The following is a 19,819-nucleotide window of genomic DNA, read 5'->3' as shown; positions in this document are numbered from 1 at the left end:
CTTTCACGACCGCGCAGCGTGCTTCATCCGGAGGAGCCGCCGGACCGCCAGCGAAATACCTGTGTAGACCAGAACGATTGCAGCGATCGACGCCAGCCCCGCAAGAGTTTGACCGATGAAGCCATAGACCTCACCGGTGTGCACAAAGCGCAGGTACCGGCGCATTTTCTGGGCCGGGCTGGAAACATCACCGACCGGCGCGCCGATAAGACCGGAACCATCCCGCGCCACGGTCACATTGCGCTTCTTCGATGACTGCGTGCCATTCCCCCAATCGACGGAGACATCCAGCGTCGAAGCATCCGGTTCCGGCAAGGTGATGGTCACCCGGCGCCAGTTTCCGAAGCTTTCCGTCGCCTGTTCGATCAGCGGGTCCAGCGGCAGCACGTCGCCAGCCAGTTCCGGTGGCGGCGCAACAACCACGGCCCGTCCCTTGCCTTGTCCGCCTGGCGTTTCGCCAAAAGCGGCATAGACGAGCTTGTTCGCCCAGCCATAGGAAAAGACCGCGCCCGAAATGATGATGAGAAACAACGGCAAGAAACTCCACGCGGCCAGCACATGGTGCCAGTTATAATGCCGCGCCTTTGCGTTCGGCAGGCCACGGCGGAAGAAGAGCTGGGTCTTGACCAGCGGCCACTTCCACTTGCGCGGCCACCAGAGAACAACGCCTGAGATCAACAAAGCCCCGAAGGTCAGATTGGCCGCCCCATTGATCGCCGCGCCAACATCATTCCGTCCGCCCGTGAAGGCCAGCCAACGGTGGATTCGCATCACTCGCCCGAAGAACGCTTCCGCCCCCTCACCGGCATGCTCCAAGACTTCACCCGTATACGGATCAAGAAGAGAATTGTCCCGGCGGCCTTTCGAAAGCGTCGCGACATGGGTCGGATTGCGCTGGACCGTGAGCGTGTTCCCCGGGGTACCACCAGCGGCAAAGGCTGCTTCGGCGAGCGCTTCAACGGAAAGAGGCTCGGCGCCTGCAGGGGCCTCAACCGCCGCGTTCTGCGCAGCCGAGACCATCTGGCGCTCATATGTTAGCAGCACGCCCGTCACGGACATCAACAGCACGAACACACCAGCCGCGAGCCCCATCGCAAAGTGTGCCCAAAAGAATATACGCCGCATGACTAAAGCCCCTTTTGTCCGTCTGACCATTCCAACGATTCGGAAGGGAATTTCCGTCGGTGCTTTTTCCTGCGCGTCCAGCGCGGGTGAAACCAGAGGACAAATAACCCCGGAGACAAAGCGCCGCGATTTTAGTCGCCAAGCACATCCGACGCATATCTGCACACCGTCCGAACGGCCTTAGCCATGCCGAGTGGACCGGAATTCCTGCACTTTTCCAGTCCCTTACCCAACGCGACACCTATTGACAGGTCTTCGCGCTTGCAACATCAGACACAGTAGATGGTGCCTCTGTAACAGGAGGCTAAGAGGGAAGCCGGTGTAAATCCGGTGCTGTACCCGCAACTGTCAGCCAGGAGCTGATGGCCAATTAAGTCACTGGAGTCTCTGACTCTGGGAAGGCGGCCAGAAGCATTGATCGGTGAGCCAGGAGACCTGCCATCGCGTCGTTCGTCCGGAGACCGGGACCAGTTCTCAGCGGGCGGGAAGGCATAAGCCTCTCCTTTTGTAACGACATCCGAAAATCCGGCCTGGCCGCCCGCATGGTACGTCCATGTGGCCAGTAATTGTCGTTATAAAGCGCACCTGTCTTTCGGGCGGCGGGGTGCCATAAGGGGAATACCCATGTCGTATAAAACGGCTTTACTCGGCGCAGCGGCTGTCTGCCTTGTCCTGCCGGGCGTAGCGCAGGACTCCGATTCGGGGGAAAACAGGCTTGAAGCGATCACTGTCGAAGGCTCCCGCCTAAATCAGACCGAGGCAGAAATCGGCTCCAGCGTCAGCATCATCACCGCGGAAGACCTTGAGAAACTGGACTTCGATTTTGTTCTGGACGCGGTCGCCTCGGCGCCTGGCGTCACGATCAACCAGAATGGCAGCTATGGCGGCGCAGCCAGCGTCCGCATCCGCGGCGCCTCAACCGGCCAGACCCTCGTCCTGATCGACGGCGTGCCTGTCGGCGACCCGTCCCTGACGGACGGCAGCTTCAACTTCGCCTTTCTCGACACGTCGGACATCGAACGCATCGAAGTCCTCAAAGGCCCGCAATCTGTCCTCTGGGGTAGCGATGCAATCGGCGGCGTCGTCTCCGTCACGACGAAGGATGCAGAGGAAAGACTGGGCGGCAGCGCATTCGCTGAATACGGCTCCTTCAACACGCTGCGCGGTGGCGCCTCTGTCGGCAATGCGAACGAAACCGGCGACTTCCGCCTTTCCGCCAGCGGCATCTCGACCGATGGCATCTCCAAGGCGGATGAAGCCAACGGCAACAATGAAGACGATGGCTACGACGCCACCACGCTCTCTGCCAAAGGCGGGCTCAACCTGCCGTCCGATACCCGTCTGGAAGCAAGCCTTCTGTGGAACGATGCCGAGGCAGACTATGACAGCTATGTCTTCGGCGCCCAGGGCAGCGTCGGCGATGGCGACGAAAGCACAAAGAACGAGACACTGTCCGGCAACATCACCCTCAAGGCCCCTCTATTCGACAAGCGGTTCGAAAACCTGCTGATGATCGGCTATTCCGACATCAGCCGTGAGAACTTCACCAATGCCGCATCCAGCTACTCCGCAGACGGCGATCGCCAGATCTACCGCTACCAAGGTACATTTACCGTCGACGACCGGAACAAGCTGTCCTTCGGCGCCGAGCACGAGGACACATCGGCGGATGGGCAAGACTCGTCTATCGACGGATACTTTGCCCTATATGAAGTTAAACCCGTAGAGACGCTGACGCTGACAGGTGGCATCCGGCTGGATGATCACGACAAGTTCGGATCGGAAACGACGGGGCGAATCGCGGCAGCCTACCAGCCGACCGAACAGATCGTGATGCGGGCCAGCTGGAGCCAGGGCTTCAAGGCACCGAGCATCTTCCAGTCGACCTATATCTGTACCTTTTGTGGCCTGACGGAACCGAATGCCGACCTGAAACCGGAAACCTCCGAAGCCTTCGACATCGGCATCGACTGGACATCTGAAGACGGCCGCGCCAGCGCCGGCATTACCTATTTCGACCAGGATACGGAGAACATGATCGATTTCTCCTATACGGCCGGATACGACAATATCGCTCTGGTGAAGTCGAAAGGTGTCGAACTCTTCGGATCCTATGAATTCACCAACTGGCTCGGTATCTCGGCGAATTATGCCTATATCGACGCCGAGGATGGTAACGGGAGCCCGCTTTACCGCCTGCCCGAAAACTCCGGTGACGTCACTGTCTCCCTCGACCCGGAAGGCCCCTTCTCCGGTGCCGTCCTGGTTCGTTACAATGGCGACGAAAGCAATACGGACGGCACCACGCTGGACGGCTGGACGCGTATCGACCTGACCGGCGGCTACGACCTGACCGATAGGATCGAACTGTACGGACGGATCGAAAACCTGTTCGACGAAGACTATCAGCAAGTCCTTGGTTACGGCACTCCCGGCCTGTCCGGGTCTGTCGGCATCCGGTTGCGTTACTAGGTGACGCAATGTCGAGACTGATGATCCTGCTTGTGTTGACCGGCCTGGCGGCCTGCGGCGTCCCCACCCAAACGCAGGCACCAGGCACTGCCCGGCCCATGCGGATCGTCAGTCTCGACTACTGTGCCGACCAATATGTCCTGAAACTCGCCGACCGCGAGCAGATCCTCGCCATCTCTCCCGATGGGGACAAAGAATTTTCCTACATGCACGAAGCGGCTGAAGACGTGCCGACAGTGCGCCCCATCGCAGAGGATGTGCTCGTCCTGAAACCGGACCTCGTTGTCCGCGCCTATGGCGGCGGCCCGAATGCCGAAGCATTTTTTGAGCGTGCCGGCATTCCTGTTCTGACCGTCGGTTGGACATCAAATGTCGATGATGGCGAAGTCGGCTCGATCCCGGCACTGATCCAGCATATGGCCGACGGCCTCGGCCAGAGCGAGCGCGGCCGCCAGCTGATCGCGGAATTCCGCACGCGGCTTGCAGCGATCAGCAAGCGGACGGATCATAAGTCCGCCCTTTATGTCACCCCCGGCGGGGTCACCTCCGGGCCGGGGTCCATGGTCGACGAGATGCTGAAAGCCGCCGGGCTTCAGAATTTCGAGGAGGCCCCCGGCTGGCGCGATATTCCCCTTGAAAAATTGGCCTATGAGCAACCGGACATCATCGCAGCGGCCGTTTTCCGCCGTTTTGAAAACCAGCCCGGATCGTGGAGCCCGATGAATCACCCTATGGCGCGGCATCAGCTGGAACGTCAGAATGTGGTCCAGCTGGAAGGCGCATGGACCGCGTGCAGCGGCTGGTTCATCATGGACGCGATCGAAGCACTGGCGAAAGGCGGTGAAGAGTGACTGGCCGCCTGCTGATCCCGGGCCTGATTGCCGCGTCAGCGTGCGCGATCTTCACCGCCTGCCTGCTGGGGTCGACCCTAATGCCAGCTGACCGGGTCCTCTCGGCCTTTTTTGGCGGCGCAGACGCCGGCGACCGTCTTGTCATCTGGCAGATCCGCCTGCCGCGCGCGCTGGCAGCCTATCTGACCGGAGCGGCCCTCGGCATCAGCGGTGCGGCGCTTCAGGGCCTTTTGCGGAACCCACTCGCAGAGCCTGGTGTGCTGGGCGTTTCAGCCTCAGCCTCCCTCTTCGCAACCTTTTCACTTTATTATGGTCTGACGGCACTTTCTCCATGGGCCCTGCCGGTTTCTGCGATACTCGGAGCATTAGCGGCAACGGCGCTCATCGCGCTCGCAGCGATTCGCACCCGCTCCGTTGTGACGCTGATCCTGATCGGCGTCGGCCTGTCCAGTTTCGCCGGGGCAGCGATGAGCCTTCTGATGAACCTTGCGCCCAACCCGTTTTCCCTGTCCGACATGATCAACTGGATGTTGGGCTCTGTCGCGAACCGCAGTTTCGAGGATCTGGCCTTCGCTTTTCCGTTCCTGCTCGCCGGAGGGGGTATTCTGCTGGCGTCCCGGCGCGGGCTTTCGGCGCTGACGCTTGGCGAAGAGGCCGCCAGCGGGATCGGCCTCAACCTTCGCAACCAGAGAATCCTGACCGTCCTCGGCGCGGGCCTGGCAACCGGCGGATCGGTTGCCCTTGCCGGCGCCATTGGCTTTGTCGGTATTGTCGCCCCGCATGTCATCCGGCCTTTCGTAAAACATGATCCGGCACGGTCGCTTGTTCCTTCCGCCCTGCTGGCCGGGCTTTTCCTGGTTGTCGCGGACATTGGTGTCCGCATCCTGCCCACGCCGTTTGAATTGAAGCTTGGTGTTGTTGCTGCGCTGTTCGGTGCGCCGGCCTTCGTCTGGATTGCTATGCGGAGGCGCGCCCTCAATGGCTGAACTCCTGACCAAGGATCTCTCTGTAAAGGCAGGCGCCACCACGCTGGTGAACGGAGCCAATCTGCGTCTTGTCCCGGGAGAACTCGTCGCCCTGCTCGGCCCGAATGGCGCCGGCAAGACCAGCCTGCTGAAGGCAGCGCTCGGGCTGGAGAAGCGCTCTGCGGGTTTTGCGAGGCTTGACGGATCCGACAGCGCGAAACTCTCCCCAATTGAACGGGCGCGCCGCGTAGCCTACTTGCCCCAGCAACGTCCGCTGGCCTGGCCCAATACAGTCCGCGATGTCGTCGCCCTTGGCCGGTACGCCTATGGCGCTGCGCCGGGCCATTTGAGCCCGGAAGATGCTGCCGCAGTCGACCAGGCCATAAAGCGATGCGACCTGACAGAGCTGACAGACCGCCAAACAGACACACTATCCGGCGGCGAACTGGCTCGCGTTCATTGTGCCCGTGCCTTTGCGGCCGATGCCCCACTGCTTGTGGCAGACGAGCCCGTGGCGGCGCTCGATCCCCGGCATCAGTTCCGGATCATGGATATTGTCAGGGAATATGTGGACGGCGGGTGCGGTGCCCTCGTTGTGCTACACGACATCTCACTCGCCGCCCGTTACGCGACGCGCATCGTATGGATGAAGGATTCCCGCATCGTCGCTGATGGTGCGCCGGAAGATACGCTTACGCCAGAGCGGCTCGCCGACATATACGGCGTACGAGCGACCGTGTCCGGTCGTGCCGTGGAAATCCGGGGAACGTTCTGAGTAAGAGACTGCCTGATAGGCGCTCAGCAGGCTGATATTCCTGCAGCAATACGCAAGCACTCAGCATCCTCCGGGTTGGCTCCAGAGCCCAAACACAAAAAACCCCCGAATTCCGCGAGGAAATCGAGGGTTCAATGGGTGCGGGAGTAGGATTTGAACCTACGACCTTCAGGTTATGAGCCTGACGAGCTACCGGGCTGCTCCATCCCGCGTCAAACTGGTGTCTGCACTCTAGGCGTTGCCCCCTAAAATGCAAATCCGGCCCGCCAGAGGCTGAGGCCGGAGCAACTGCCGGCTTGCGGCAGATGTCGTCGTAAAGGAAAGAAATGTCTGCAAGATGCTTGCGTTGTCTGGGCTCTGCGGACCCGGCAGCGACCTACTCTCCCACGCCTTAAGACGTAGTACCATTGGCGCAAGGGGACTTAACGACTGAGTTCGGGATGGGATCAGGTGGGGATCCCCTGCCATAACCACCGGGTCGGCGGAAACCAGACTGTTGCAAGTTTTGAAACCAATATGTCTTGTTGAGATCAGTGGAGTTGAAGCGGATGCGCTTTCAACTACACACGAGTTTCTCGATCAAGCCGATCGAGCAATTAGTACCGGTTAGCTTCACGCCTCGCAGCGCTTCCACACCCGGCCTATCGACGTGCTGGTCTTGCACGGCTCTCAGGGATACCTGGTTTTGAGGTGGGTTTCCCGCTTAGATGCTTTCAGCGGTTATCCCGTCCACACATAGCTACCCTGCAATGCGGCTGGCGCCACAACAGGTCCACCAGAGGTGTGTTCATCCCGGTCCTCTCGTACTAGGGACAAATCCTCTCAAGTATCCAACACCCACGGCAGATAGGGACCAAACTGTCTCGCGACGTTCTGAACCCAGCTCACGTACCACTTTAATCGGCGAACAGCCGAACCCTTGGGACCTGCTCCAGCCCCAGGATGTGATGAGCCGACATCGAGGTGCCAAACGATGCCGTCGATATGGACTCTTGGGCATCATCAGCCTGTTATCCCCGGAGTACCTTTTATCCGTTGAGCGATGGCCCTTCCATTCGGGACCACCGGATCACTATGACCGACTTTCGTCTCTGCTCGCTCCGTCGAGCTCGCAGTCAGGCAGGCTTATGCCATTGCACTCATCGAGCGATGTCCGACCGCTCTGAGCCTACCATCGCGCGCCTCCGTTACTCTTTAGGAGGCGACCGCCCCAGTCAAACTACCCGCCACACAGGGTCCCGGCCCCATCCAGGGGCGCGGTTAGACATCAAAGAAATTAAGGGTGGTATTTCAAGGTTGGCTCCACTCCGGCTGGCGCCAAAGCTTCAAAGCCTCCCACCTATCCTACACATAAGTTCTTTAATGCCACTGTGAAGCTGTAGTAAAGGTTCACGGGGTCTTTCCGTCTGACCGCGGGTACCCCGCATCTTCACGGGGAATTCAATTTCGCTGAGTCTATGTTGGAGACAGTGGGGAAGTCGTTACGCCATTCGTGCAGGTCGGAACTTACCCGACAAGGAATTTCGCTACCTTAGGACCGTTATAGTTACGGCCGCCGTTCACCGGGGCTTCAATTCAAGGCTCTCACCTCTCCTTTTAACCTTCCGGCACCGGGCAGGCGTCAGACCCTATACGTCGCCTTGCGGCTTCGCAGAGCCCTGTGTTTTTGATAAACAGTCGCAACCCCCAGTTTTGTGCCCCTCAGACCTGGTTGCCCAGGTTGAGGCCTCCTTCTCCCGAAGTTACGGAGGTAATTTGCCGAGTTCCTTCAACATAGTTCTCTCAAGCGCCTTGGTATGCTCTACCTGACCACCTGTGTCGGTTTCGGGTACGGTCTTAGTGGGAGGCTATTTCCAGGAACTTCCAGGCTGCAGACCCAATCCAATAAGGGGCTACAACTTTCGAAATCCGTCACTCATCCCTTGGCCCACGAATATTAACGTGGTTCCCATCGGCTACGCCTTTCGGCCTTACCTTAGGGGCCGGCTAACCCTGCGCAGATTAGCTTTACGCAGGAACCCTTGGTCTTTCGGCGAGAGGGTCTCTCACCCTCTTTGTCGCTACTCATGTCAGCATTCTCACTTCCGATACCTCCAGCAAACCTCACGGTTCACCTTCGCAGGCTTACGGAACGCTCCGCTACCACTCTTTCGAGTCCGCAATTTCGGCGAATAACTTTAGTCCCGTTACATTTTCCGCGCAGAGGCGCTAGATCAGTGAGCTGTTACGCTTTCTTTAAAGGATGGCTGCTTCTAAGCCAACCTCCTGATTGTCTCAGCACCTCCACATCGTTTCGCACTTAGCTATTACTTAGGGGCCTTAATTGGCGGTCTGGGTTGTTTCCCTTTTCACGACGGACGTTAGCACCCGCCGTGTGTCTGCCACGCATAACTTCTGGGTATTCGGAGTTTGAGAAGGTTTGGTAATCCGGTGAGGACCCCTAGCCCATTCAGTGCTCTACCCCCCAGAGTCTAATCGTGACGCTCTACCTAAATAGATTTCGCGGAGAACCAGCTATCAGCAGATTTGATTGGCCTTTCACCCCTAGGCACAGGTCATCCGAGAGCTTTTCAACGCTCAACGGTTCGGCCCTCCAGTGCGTGTTACCGCACCTTCAGCCTGCCCATACCTAGATCATCTGCCTTCGGGTCTAATGCTACGTACTCGGTCGCCCTATTCAGACTCGCTTTCGCTGTGCCTACACCTAACGGCTTAAGCTTGCACGCAACACTAAGTCGCTGACCCATTATACAAAAGGTACGATGTCACTCCGAAGAGCTCCATCAGCTTGTAGGCATCCGGTTTCAGGATCTGTTTCACTCCCCTCATCGGGGTTCTTTTCATCATTCCCTCACGGTACTTGTTCACTATCGGTCGGTAAGGAGTACTTAGGCTTGGAGGATGGTCCCCCCATGTTCAGACAGGATTTCACGTGTCCCGCCCTACTCTAAAAGGTCTTCATTGCACGGATACGGGGCTATCACCCACTATGGCGTACCTTTCCAGATACTTCTCCTTATTTCAGACCAGGCCTGGTCCGCGTTCGCTCGCCACTACTAACGGAGTCTCAATTGATGTCCTTTCCTCCGGGTACTTAGATGTTTCAATTCCCCGGGTTCGCTTTTTAACCCTATGTATTCAGGTTAAAATACCTCGCTATTGAAATGTCAGATACATCGTCCGCGAACGGAAGATTTATCCAACATCTCGGAGGTGGGTTTCCCCATTCAGAAATCACCGGATCAAAGGATGCTCTCGCCTCCCCGGTGCTTATCGCAGAGTGCCACGTCTTTCATCGCCTCTTACCGCCAAGACATCCCCCGGATGCCCTTTTGACGCTTGATCGTTTTTGAAACCCATGTGCAGTGGAAAACGCATACGCGAACCCACCACATGGATCTCGATCAGACATGTTGGTTTCTTGCAGACTGACCCTTTGGATGAATGCCTTACGGCAATCATTTTATCGGCTGAAGCAACCAGGCCAGACCCAATGGGTCGAGCGGCATGGCTGCCGGATCAATCTTTCCCTTACGATAACAAATATCCCGGAGCTTGCTCCGGAAACGGACGTTCTTCTTTCGATCGTTGTGCCCGCCATAAAGGCGATGGTGGAGCCAGACGGAGTCGAACCGACGACCTCCTGAATGCAAATCAGGCGCTCTCCCAACTGAGCTATGGCCCCGTAACCCCGGCTTCCCGCCAGGTCGCATGCCCTGCCCTGCGTTGCCGCAGGCTTCGATGGTGGGCCGAGGAAGAGTTGAACTTCCGACCTCACGCTTATCAGGCGTGCGCTCTAACCACCTGAGCTACCGGCCCATGACTGGTCAGGGCCAGGCCCATCGCGGTCAAAGTCGAAGACAGGCGATAAAGCGCCCGCGGGGCTCGCTTAGTGCTCGAACCGGCAGATGCCAGTTCAAACAACGAACGAAGGAAGAGAAACGGAGACGGCGCGATAGCCGCATATGTTTTGCTCCTCAATGGGAGCTATTTTAAGAAGCCTTGGAGCTGAGCGTGAGCGCAGCAATCCAATGCATCCTTAGAAAGGAGGTGATCCAGCCGCAGGTTCCCCTACGGCTACCTTGTTACGACTTCATCCCAGTCACTGACCCTACCGTGGCCGCCTGCCTCCGAAGTTAGCACAGCGTCTTCGGGTAGAGCCAATTCCCATGATGTGACGGGCGGTGTGTACAAGGCCCGGGAACGTATTCACCGTGGCATGCTGATCCACGATTACTAGCGATTCCACCTTCATGCCCTCGAGTTGCAGAGGACAATCTGAACTGAGACAGCTTTTTGGGATTATCCCATTGTCACTGCCATTGTAGCACGTGTGTAGCCCTACCCGTAAGGGCCATGAGGACTTGACGTCATCCCCACCTTCCTCCGGCTTGCCACCGGCAGTTTCCTTAGAGTGCCCACCCAAACGTGATGGCAACTAAGGATGAGGGTTGCGCTCGTTGCGGGACTTAACCCAACATCTCACGACACGAGCTGACGACAGCCATGCAGCACCTGTCACCGATCCAGCCTAACTGAAGGAATCCATCTCTGGAAACCGCGATCGGGATGTCAAGGGTAGGTAAGGTTCTGCGCGTTGCTTCGAATTAAACCACATGCTCCACCGCTTGTGCGGGCCCCCGTCAATTTCTTTGAGTTTTAACCTTGCGGCCGTACTCCCCAGGCGGACAGCTTAATGCGTTAGCTGCGTCACCGACAGGCATGCCTGCCAACAACTAGCTGTCATCGTTTACGGTGTGGACTACCAGGGTATCTAATCCTGTTTGCTCCCCACACTTTCGCACCTCAGCGTCAGTATCAGTCCAGTTAGCCGCCTTCGCCACTGGTGTTCCACCGAATATCTACGAATTTCACCTCTACACTCGGTATTCCGCTAACCTCTCCTGAACTCCAGACTTCCAGTTTCAAATGCAGTTCCGAGGTTGAGCCCCGGGATTTCACATCTGACTTAAAAGTCCGCCTACGTGCGCTTTACGCCCAGTAATTCCGAACAACGCTAGCCCCCTTCGTATTACCGCGGCTGCTGGCACGAAGTTAGCCGGGGCTTCTTTACCAGGTACTGTCATTATCATCCCTGGCGAAAGAATTTTACAACCCTAAGGCCTTCATCATTCACGCGGCATGGCTGCATCAGGCTTTCGCCCATTGTGCAAGATTCCCCACTGCTGCCTCCCGTAGGAGTCTGGGCCGTGTCTCAGTCCCAGTGTGGCTGATCATCCTCTCAGACCAGCTATAGATCGTAGGCTTGGTAGGCCATTACCCCACCAACTACCTAATCTAACGCGGGCCGATCTTTCGCCGATAAATCTTTCCCCCGAAGGGCGTATACGGTATTACCACTCGTTTCCAAGAGCTATTCCGTAGCGAAAGGTACGTTCCCACGCGTTACTCACCCGTCTGCCACTATGTCGTTCGACTTGCATGTGTTAGGCCTGCCGCCAGCGTTCGTTCTGAGCCAGAATCAAACTCTCAAGTTGAGTGTTGATCTGACGAAACCATCCATTGGAATATGGACGGTTACTCAAGCTGTTAAGCATAAGTATTGCGTTCTTTTGACGAGAAACCCTTTGTCACAAAGAACGGGCCGAAACCCATTCGATGGATAAAAGAATTTTCTCTCAAGAAACGCATCCGTCGTGATCGTATGAACCTGCCGTCGATTGCTCTCTGGCGAGGTTCGCAAGCCATCACGCCGCCTGCGTTTCTCTTCCTTAATCTCTTACGATGTCAAACAGCAGGAACCGGAGTTCCGAAGCCCTTCAGAAGCCGGTGGGCCCGTCCGGAAGTGGCGGCTTATATGGGCCGCCGAATTGCCCGTCAACACTCTTTTTTGCGCCTTCTGCAGTTTCCGGTGTGAACCGTGTAACCGCCGATTTTCCAGCACAAGAAACACTATGGACCGACATGCGGCCCGGCGTGTCCGAGCGATCAGGTGGAACCGAAGTTCCGGATCCGTCAGAAGGTCGAAACCTCATCAGGAAGCGGCGGCTTATATGGACCGCCGTTTTTCCCGTCAACACTCTTTTTTACGCTTTCTGCAGATACCGGTTTGAGCCGCTAAACTGCCGAATTTTCAGCGCAAAAGACACTGTGGGCCGGTAACCGGCCCGGCATGTCCGAGCGTTTCGAGGAACCGCATATATAGCCCCTGTTCGGTGAAAGGCACAAGCCTTTTTCTCATCTCAGGGGCGCCATTCGCGGGCGCCGCGTCCGAAGCCCGAGGGCGTCTTCAGCGGAGGCCGGGAGATACTCAAGGCACGCGGAGGCCGCAACCCCCTTCTGCAGCAAATCGCAGGAAATAATGCGATTTCACTGCAGACCGGCCATGCATTCCTGCCGAACTTCCGGCTCTGAAAAGCTAGAGCCTTGAAAAATAAGTATTGTGCCGAGAGGTACGATTTCATCGCTTCGGCTTCAGCCTCTGTCTCAGCGATCTTCCATTTTACAAGATCGCCGATGGAAACAACGCCAATCAGCCGATCCTGGCGCAAAACAGGCAGATGTCTGACGCGCCGGTCGGTCATCAATTGCATCGCATCATCCACTTTTGTGACTGACTCGATGGTGATGACGTCACGAGTCATCGCATCTCCGACCTGAATCTTGAGGGCGGCTTCTCCATTTCGGGCGACATGACGAACAATATCGCGCTCCGAAAGCACACCGACGATCTCTCCGTCGTCACCCAAAGCCACCACAGCGCCGATTCTTTTCTCGTCCAGGATACGGGCAGCGTCCGACAGGCTCGAATCGGCCTTGATCGAAATAATTTCGCGCCCCTTGTCATTCAGGATCTGGTCTATTGTCATGCGCGTCCTCCGTTTTAGCGGGCCGCTGACCGGCCTCGCCGTTACGGAAAGCTATCATAAAGGCTTCTATCTAGCGACCAGAATCACAAAACACGTCGCCGGGCCCGGTAAAACTGGAACATCAAAGCCCCTGCGAGGAAGCCCCCCAGATGGGCCTGCCAGCTCATGCGCACACCGATAAGAGACGGCCCCATCAGCCACAGCGCCAGATTCACCGCCGCAAAGAAAAGAAAAACGACCAGGAATCGCTTCGACAGGATCTGCCCGCCCCGCCCTTCCTGGATCAGCACCCAGGCCGCAAACAGACCGCTGGCCCCGCCGGAAGCGCCGATCAGCCCGCTTCCGGCCGGGTATTGCGTCAGAAGATGCAGGAGCGAGCCGCCCATCACGGCCACCGAGAACACAATAAGGAAGGGAATCGCACCGCTCCGCCTTCCTATAGAAAGGGATGCGTGCACCAGACGGCCGAAAATCACGATCAGCGCCGCATTCAGAATCGCTGCTGCCCATCCATCATGGAGGAAAGCCTCCGTCAGAAACGGCACCAGCGCCTCCACAGGAGACGTATAGGGCACTGCGCCCGGCGCCCCCTGCCCGGCCCAGGCCCAGAACCGGTCCGGCTGCAGGCTAAGCAGAGACAGCATGTGCCCCTGCCAGCTGATAGGAGAGAACACCCGCAACGCATGCGCCAACACGATAAAGGCGGCCAGACCCGTCACTGCAGGCGGCGCTTCTATGATAGGGGGCGTTCGGGATGCACGCATCAGTGGGTCGGTTCGGGCCTTGTCTGCAGAACACTCATCCCGGCAGGCTAGACGCCCGGCCTGAGAATGGCCAGCGCAGCCGACCGCCCGACATAAAAAAAGCCCCGCCGGTCTGGCGGGGCTTTCCTGAATTACATAAGCAACAGACCTTAGAAGGTCTTGCGCACGGTGACGCCATAGGTCGCCGGCTGACTCGGATAGCCGGAGAAGGATCCCAGCTGTGCCACCGACGGGAAGGCCGCCATGATGTACTGCTCGTCGAAAATATTCCGTCCCCAGAAGGTAAAGCTGATGCCGCTTTCCGACGTGAAGCCGACCGAGGCGTTGAACAGATTGTATTCGCGTTCCTGGCCGATAATGGCCTGCTCGGCGGGGTCGTCGCGATAGGTCGACGGGCCTTCATACTGCCAGTCGCCGCGAATGAACGCATCCAGACCTTCGAAGTTGAAGGTGTAGAGTGCCGAAGCCGAGGTCGAGACTTCCGAGATGCCAGCGGGTTTGGCACCGGAGATGTCCCCTGCCGACGAGTTCTCGAAGCTGTCATAGACCGGATCGAGGAACGTCCCGGCAAAGCCGAGGGTCAGATTTTCGGTCGGGTTCCAGGTCGCATCGACTTCAAGCCCCTGCGTCGACTGCTCCCCCGCATTCGCCAGCGCGAAGCCGGTACCCGTGAAGATGTTCGACTGGAAGCCTTTGATCTTCTGGTCGAAGACAGCAAGGTTCACAGCAAACGTATTCCAGGCGCCTTTCATTCCGATCTCAAACACTTCCGATTCTTCCGGACCGGCGAAACGGGTACCCGTGGTCAGGTTGGGCGGATTAAGCCCGGCGGACACAAGATTGGCGTAGCCGACAGCGGTCGGGCGGCTATCACGCGACAGGTTCCAGGACGATGCCTTGAAGCCCGTGGCGTAGGATGCGTAGACATTCACATTGTCCGTCGCATCATAAGCAAGACGCAGCGTGTAGGTTGTGTCCTCATCATTGGTCGAACCGCTTTCCACCGCATTCGGGAAATTCACGAATTGCGGGAAGAACTGGAGCAGCTGAAGCTGGGACGTTGCGCCGGCTGCCGTCGACTGGATCAGGGCGAACGCGTCCGGATAAGCTGCAGCAAATGCGCCGACCGCTGCCGGGTTCGTCGGGTCCACGCCAGCCTGCTGCAGGAGCGCGCCAGCCGCAATCTGGGAGATGTAAGGCGACAGCGGATCAAGATCGATCGCCGAGAATGTGTCGGTCGAAACGACGTTGCCGTACGCGTCCTTGTTATCCTGGGTGTAGTTCAGGCCAACGGTCGCGGTCAGGCGGTCGGTCATATGATAGTCGACGGTGCCGAACAGCGAGAACGCCGTGTTGTCCTGCCCGTACGCTTCGGTCATGCCCTGGCCCGGCTGGAAGAAGAAGCCTGGCTGAACGCCGAAGACGAGCGGCTCAAGGCCCGTCAGAAGGCCCTGGGACAGGAAGTCGATATAGCCACGGATGTCGTCGCCATAGAGGATCTGGTTCTCAATATCGACGGACTCATCGAAGTAGAAACCGCCGATCATCCAGTCGACAGCGCCGTCGCCATTCGAGGTGAGACGGACCTCCTGGGTGAACGTGTCGATGTCAGTGTCGTTCGAGTTGCGGGCCAGCAGGTCCGCGCTGGTGAAGTCGGAATCCTGATTGGTTTTCAGCTTCGAGGAACGATAGGCCGTGATCGAGGTGAGGTCAGCGAAGCCAAACGCATAGTCGGCCTGAAGCGACAGACCGGAGTTCTCCACATCATTGGAAGAATCCAGGTTGTTGTAGACTTCATAAGAGAACGGCGCTTCCGGATCGAGCTGGCCGCCAAGCGCGAAGATTGCAGGTCCGGTCATGCCGTTGACGACGTTCGCAGCCACACAGCAGGTTTCATCGATCTTGTCGAAATCGCCGATGATGCGGAAGCTCAGGTCTTCAGTCGGTTCAACCAGCAGCTGGCCGCGCACGCCCCAGCGATTGCGATCATTGATGTCGGAACCGGTGTTCAGGTCGTCGGCATAGCCGTCGCGCGTATTGTAATTGGCGCCGAGGCTGAAAGCGACTTTGTCCGTAATCGGGCCGGTGATGTCTCCAGCCACGCGGAACATGTTGTAATTGCCGACCGTACCTTCAGCCGAACCGCCCCATTCATATTGGGGCTTCTCGGTGATGATCGAGATCACGCCAGCTGATGCGTTCTTGCCGAACAGGGTCGACTGCGGGCCGCGCAGGACTTCAACACGCTGGATGTTCGGCAGGTCGGAGATCTGCGCTGCAGAGCGCGAACGGTAGACGCCATCAATAAAGACACCGACCGACGGTTCGATACCGGCATTGTTGTCGCCATTGCCGAAGCCGCGAATGATGAAATTGGTGTTGGCCGAGGTCTGGTACTGGCCGATGCGCAGCGACGGAACGATCGACTGAAGATCGTTCAGGTCGACGATTTCAGCCTGTTCGATCACCGAGCTGTCGACAACCGACACAGCCACCGGCACGTCCTGCAGCGTCTGTTCACGCTTGGTGGCAGTGATCGTCACGGTCTGCAGGGTCCGGGACGAATCTTCGTCGCCGGCTTCCTGAGCATAGGCCGGAACTTGGCTCGCTGCGAGCGCAGACAAACCGACACCGAGGCTGAGAACGGCTTTGAAGCCGGCACGGGAATAGGATTTGGATGTAGACACGAGGTCGCTCTCCCTTGGACAATTAATTTTTGAAAGACTGCTGAAGTGAGTGGAGGAAACGCCAGTCTTTGCGAGTTTTCTCGCACGTCTTTCGTATCTTTAAGGTTAGCAACGGCAAGTCATTCGCCCACAAATTGTGTCCAAATCGGAAATCCGTTGCTGGAAAGCCACGAATGGCAGAAGAAGCGCCGCGCTTTTAGGCCGAATGCAGCCCGTTTTGCCCCATTAATCCTCTCAAGCCGAAACCTTTATCCAACAAAACTTCGCCACCGAGGTGAAACGAGCGGGCGAATCGCGGGCGAGTCCCGTCGAGAGACACGTTTTGGAAACCATACGCACACGCTGCGCGGGAGCCAGCGGCACCGGTTCGCGTGAATTGGCAGATTCATTCCCTCACAGGGGAAAAGCCGGGCGGGTTCGGCCCCGGAATTCTCCAAGCGAGAGAAAAGCCGCTTCTGGAACAGTTATTGCGCAAGAGAGCCCCGAAGCGGCCCGCGGGGGGCCAGGAAGCAAATTCGGAGTTCCACCCAGCTATGAATGATCGGTCCATTCATCCCAACACCAAAGTCCTGCTGGACGCCTGGCGCCGCATGAACGCGAACAGCGCGCCCGGCACCATCGAATCGCCGCGCGTTGAAGACCATCCGGGTCTCATCGATCGCCTCTTCGTTCTCGAGAACAAACGCGACGGCGCCTGGCTGTTCCGTACGGCTGGCGGATCATTGACCGACCTGCTCGGCCGGCCACTGGTGGACCATGACTTCCTCAACCTCTGGAGCGGGCCGGACAAAACGATGATGTCCGCCTTTCTGGACGCCGTTCAGCTGGACGGCGCACCGGGCGTCATCCGGGGCCGTGGGGAAACCCTGACCGGTCAACGCGTCGAGCTTGAACTAACGATCATGCCGCTGGCAAAGCAGACCGAACGCCCCGACAGCAACCGCCTTCTGGGTCTTTACCAGACGCTGGGCGGTGAGCCGCTGCTGAAGGGCCGCCCGGTCTGGCGTCACCGCGTCTCGATGCTCGTGCCACCTGACACCCGCGTCAGCGAACCCCGCATGAAGCTGGTGGCCTCGAACGCCTAGACGCCCATTGCCGGGTCGCTGATGCCGTGACGTCCGGTTTCGATCCGGCCAGCCAGACGCCTCTCGAAGCCATCGGCTGACACGGTGATGTCGTACCAGGCGCCGCTGTCGCGGGTCTCGACTTCCCGCTTCAGCGTCCGGCCGGCACCGACGGACACCTTGACCGGTTCCGAGCCATCATAGACACCTGCGTATACGGACAATTCCTGCTTCGTCCGTCCCTTGTTCCGGATCATAAGGGTAACGATCCCGGTACGCAGGTTCATTTTTGCCGAGGTTTCGATCGCTTGCGATGCGTCGCCGCGGAAGGTGCGCAGGAAGCCGTTCGGCCCCAGCACCCACAAATCATACTGTCCCGCATCCGCCTCAGGCTGCCACGTATCCGAAATCGCCTTGCCTGCTTCGACCGTATAGCGGCGAGGAATGCGTTCAGGATGCCGCTTGTCATAGACGTGGAACACCGCGCCTGCCTTACCTGTATTGGAAAACTTCAGCGAAACAGCGCCGTCTTCGGTGCTCGCGGTGACATCCAGCGCATAGGGCAGCGCCCGCGACGGCCGCGCGCCCGGCTCCTGCGTCAGCTGCTGCGGCTCGGCCGGCGGCTCGATACGCTTGCGGTGGATTTGCGCCAGCACGGCCTTCTGTGAGCCTTCCGCTGACGGAAGATCCGGGAAGACCGGCGCGTTCGGCGTCTGGAAATCGAAACAGGATGTCAGGTCGCTGCACACGGCACGGTGCCACGGGCTGATCGCCGGCACGGTGACGCCGAAGCGCTGCTCCAGAAACATGCCGACCGACGTGTGATCGGCGACCTGGCTGTTCACCCAGCCGCCACGGCTCCACGGAGAGACGACATAAAGCGGCACACGCGGCCCGAGCCCCCAAGGGCGAACCGTGCCGCTAATCGTGTCGTCTTCCTCCAGCAGCTTCCTCTCCGGATCGGAGAAGTAAAAGCCCGTCACGTCCACCGTCGACTTGCCTGCAAGTTCGCCCTCTGCCGTATAGGATGGGGGCGCGGCCGGCGGCAGGTGATCGAACAGGCCGTCATTTTCGTCAAATGTCTGGAAGAACACCGTCCGGCTCCACACCTCCGGATTGGCCGTCAGCGCCTTCAGGATGCGCGCGGTGAACTCGGCCCCCTGCAGCGGCGTCGACGCGCTCGGATGCTCCGACCAGTCCTTCGGCGGCAGGATCCAGGAGACTTCCGGCAGCGTGCCCGCCTGCACATCGGCAGCGAACCGTTCCAGCGAATAATCCGTCATGCCTTTTTCATAGAGCGGTGAGCCGGGCTGGGCCTCGCGGAAGCTCTTGAACGCCAGACCGCCATGCATGGCGCCAGTCCAGTTATCATTCGTGTCCTGATAAATCCGCCAGGACACCCCACCCTCTTCCAGCACGTCCGGAATGGTTTTCCATGGCAGTGCCGAGCCCTGATAGGTATAGCCCGGTTCCGGCAGGGCGCCCTTGATCCAGCAGCGCAGATTGTTCGGCTCACTGTCCGCTTCGGTGCCGTTGATGCCCCGTGCGCGCAACTCAGGATCATGGTTGGAACCGGACCAGAACACGATCCGGTTCGGGTCGGTGCCGGTAGTGATCGAGCAGTGATAGGCGTCGCAGATGGTGAACGCCTCGGCCAACGCGAACTGGAACGGGATGTCCTCGCGCCTGAAATAGCCCATCGAGTAGGGGTTCTTGTATTTCGGCCAGGAACCGAACTTGCCCTGGTTCCAGGCGGCCTGAGAATCCCCGAAGGAATGCGGCGTGCCCGGATGCGCAATCGCGTTCGTTGTCTTGGTATCGAGGTGGAAGGGCGGCACGTCTTTCTGCCCGTCCGACTGGAACCAGACCGGCTTGCCACTTTCCATCGGGATTATGTGCCGGTCACCAAAACCGCGAACGCCGCGCAGCGTTCCGAAATAGTGATCGAAGGAGCGGTTCTCCTGCATCAGGATAACGACGTGTTTCACGTCCCGGATCGTTCCGGTCTCACTGGCAGCCGGCGTCGCCAGCGCCTCGGCGATGGCTTCCGGAAACGTGCTGGAGGCAACGCCTGCGGCGGCCCCTGCCCCCATGATACGCAAAAACTCGCGGCGGTCCGTCGTCATGATCTGCTCCCGGATGTTTACAGCACCAGCCAACGGCACCTTCGCCGCCAGCCAATACTTACGTGTGAGATCATCTAACCGGGCTGTATGACAACGAAATGAATACTGCTCAATTTTTTAGGAATATTTTATGAAATATTTTTAGGCGCACCTGTGACGC

10 protein-coding genes, 3 tRNA genes, 3 rRNA genes and 1 riboswitch are annotated in these 19,819 nt (G+C 58.5%); of the genes, 5 read left to right on the top strand and 11 right to left on the bottom strand.

What is annotated here, in order from left to right; translation table 11 throughout:
• Window positions 1-3: 3 nt before the first annotated feature.
• Window positions 4-1,125: a PepSY-associated TM helix domain-containing protein gene (locus HJA_RS05535; RefSeq protein ID WP_162177032.1), complete on the bottom strand. Its 1,122-nt coding sequence runs from the start codon at window positions 1,123-1,125 to the stop codon at window positions 4-6.
• A gap of 266 nt (window positions 1,126-1,391) precedes the next feature.
• A riboswitch (cobalamin riboswitch) is annotated at window positions 1,392-1,582 on the top strand.
• Between the two features lie 167 nt (window positions 1,583-1,749).
• On the opposite strand from HJA_RS05535, the gene HJA_RS05530 reads away from it, so the two are divergent.
• The 4 genes from HJA_RS05530 to HJA_RS05515 are packed head-to-tail and all read left to right on the top strand — an operon-like array spanning window position 1,750 to window position 6,188.
• Window positions 1,750-3,597 (top strand): TonB-dependent receptor plug domain-containing protein, encoded by a 1,848-nt coding sequence (locus HJA_RS05530; RefSeq protein ID WP_035579305.1) that lies wholly within the window; start codon window positions 1,750-1,752, stop codon window positions 3,595-3,597.
• Window positions 3,598-3,605: 8 nt separating this feature from the next.
• Entirely contained in the window at window positions 3,606-4,448 is an 843-nt protein-coding gene (locus tag HJA_RS05525; RefSeq protein ID WP_035579302.1) for an ABC transporter substrate-binding protein, read from the top strand.
• Window positions 4,445-5,434, top strand: coding sequence for a FecCD family ABC transporter permease (locus HJA_RS05520; RefSeq protein WP_035579301.1), 990 nt, complete (start codon window positions 4,445-4,447; stop codon window positions 5,432-5,434). The genes HJA_RS05525 and HJA_RS05520 overlap by 4 nt, the downstream gene beginning before the upstream one ends.
• Window positions 5,427-6,188, top strand: coding sequence for an ABC transporter ATP-binding protein (locus HJA_RS05515; protein WP_035579297.1), 762 nt, complete (start codon window positions 5,427-5,429; stop codon window positions 6,186-6,188). Before HJA_RS05520 ends, HJA_RS05515 begins: the two co-directional genes overlap by 8 nt.
• A 135-nt stretch (window positions 6,189-6,323) precedes the next feature.
• Here the strand turns inward: HJA_RS05515 and HJA_RS05510 are convergent.
• The 9 genes from HJA_RS05510 to HJA_RS05470 all read right to left on the bottom strand — a co-directional run bounded on the left by HJA_RS05510 (window position 6,324) and on the right by HJA_RS05470 (window position 16,469).
• Window positions 6,324-6,400: transfer RNA gene (locus HJA_RS05510), tRNA-Met, on the bottom strand.
• 151 nt (window positions 6,401-6,551) lie between these two features.
• Window positions 6,552-6,666, bottom strand: a 5S ribosomal RNA gene (gene rrf / locus HJA_RS05505).
• A gap of 97 nt (window positions 6,667-6,763) precedes the next feature.
• A 23S ribosomal RNA gene (locus tag HJA_RS05500) occupies window positions 6,764-9,533 on the bottom strand.
• 264 nt (window positions 9,534-9,797) lie between these two features.
• Window positions 9,798-9,873: transfer RNA gene (locus HJA_RS05495), tRNA-Ala, on the bottom strand.
• Window positions 9,874-9,930: 57 nt separating this feature from the next.
• Window positions 9,931-10,007: transfer RNA gene (locus tag HJA_RS05490), tRNA-Ile, on the bottom strand.
• A gap of 224 nt (window positions 10,008-10,231) precedes the next feature.
• Window positions 10,232-11,686 (bottom strand): 16S ribosomal RNA (locus HJA_RS05485).
• Together the 16S, 23S and 5S rRNA genes with 3 tRNA genes alongside form the textbook arrangement of a ribosomal RNA operon.
• Before the next feature lie 705 nt (window positions 11,687-12,391).
• Window positions 12,392-13,018 carry a CBS domain-containing protein gene (locus HJA_RS05480; RefSeq protein WP_081814548.1) on the bottom strand — a complete coding sequence of 209 codons (627 nt, stop codon included), beginning with the start codon at window positions 13,016-13,018 and terminating at the stop codon, window positions 12,392-12,394.
• Between the two features lie 83 nt (window positions 13,019-13,101).
• Window positions 13,102-13,662, bottom strand: a complete 561-nt coding sequence (locus tag HJA_RS05475) for a rhomboid family intramembrane serine protease (protein WP_035579295.1) — start codon at window positions 13,660-13,662, stop codon at window positions 13,102-13,104.
• A 269-nt stretch (window positions 13,663-13,931) separates the two neighbouring features.
• Window positions 13,932-16,469 carry a TonB-dependent receptor gene (locus HJA_RS05470; RefSeq protein ID WP_081814546.1) on the bottom strand — a complete coding sequence of 846 codons (2,538 nt, stop codon included), beginning with the start codon at window positions 16,467-16,469 and terminating at the stop codon, window positions 13,932-13,934.
• A gap of 533 nt (window positions 16,470-17,002) precedes the next feature.
• On the opposite strand from HJA_RS05470, the gene HJA_RS05465 reads away from it, so the two are divergent.
• Window positions 17,003-17,554 carry a PAS domain-containing protein gene (locus HJA_RS05465; RefSeq protein ID WP_035579293.1) on the top strand — a complete coding sequence of 184 codons (552 nt, stop codon included), beginning with the start codon at window positions 17,003-17,005 and terminating at the stop codon, window positions 17,552-17,554.
• On the opposite strand, the gene HJA_RS05460 is transcribed toward HJA_RS05465, so the two are convergent.
• Window positions 17,551-19,659: a phosphocholine-specific phospholipase C gene (locus HJA_RS05460; RefSeq protein WP_035579721.1), complete on the bottom strand. Its 2,109-nt coding sequence runs from the start codon at window positions 19,657-19,659 to the stop codon at window positions 17,551-17,553. The two genes, HJA_RS05465 and HJA_RS05460, sit on opposite strands and share 4 nt — an antisense overlap.
• Between the last annotated feature and the right edge of the window lie 160 nt (window positions 19,660-19,819).

This window comes from Hyphomonas jannaschiana VP2 (assembly GCF_000685215.1).
GTDB lineage: Bacteria > Pseudomonadota > Alphaproteobacteria > Caulobacterales > Hyphomonadaceae > Hyphomonas > Hyphomonas jannaschiana.
This window is presented reverse-complemented; position numbering and strand designations above follow the sequence as displayed.

Coding starts and splice junctions, on each gene's coding strand:
- HJA_RS05530 (WP_035579305.1), top strand. CDS start 1,750: ATGTCGTATAAAACGGCTTTACTCGGCGCAGCGGCTGTCTGCCTTGTC.
- HJA_RS05535 (WP_162177032.1), bottom strand. CDS start 1,125: ATGCGGCGTATATTCTTTTGGGCACACTTTGCGATGGGGCTCGCGGCT.
- HJA_RS05475 (WP_035579295.1), bottom strand. CDS start 13,662: ATGCTGTCTCTGCTTAGCCTGCAGCCGGACCGGTTCTGGGCCTGGGCC.
- HJA_RS05465 (WP_035579293.1), top strand. CDS start 17,003: ATGAATGATCGGTCCATTCATCCCAACACCAAAGTCCTGCTGGACGCC.
- HJA_RS05515 (WP_035579297.1), top strand. CDS start 5,427: ATGGCTGAACTCCTGACCAAGGATCTCTCTGTAAAGGCAGGCGCCACC.
- HJA_RS05480 (WP_081814548.1), bottom strand. CDS start 13,018: ATGACAATAGACCAGATCCTGAATGACAAGGGGCGCGAAATTATTTCG.
- HJA_RS05460 (WP_035579721.1), bottom strand. CDS start 19,659: ATGACGACGGACCGCCGCGAGTTTTTGCGTATCATGGGGGCAGGGGCC.
- HJA_RS05525 (WP_035579302.1), top strand. CDS start 3,606: ATGTCGAGACTGATGATCCTGCTTGTGTTGACCGGCCTGGCGGCCTGC.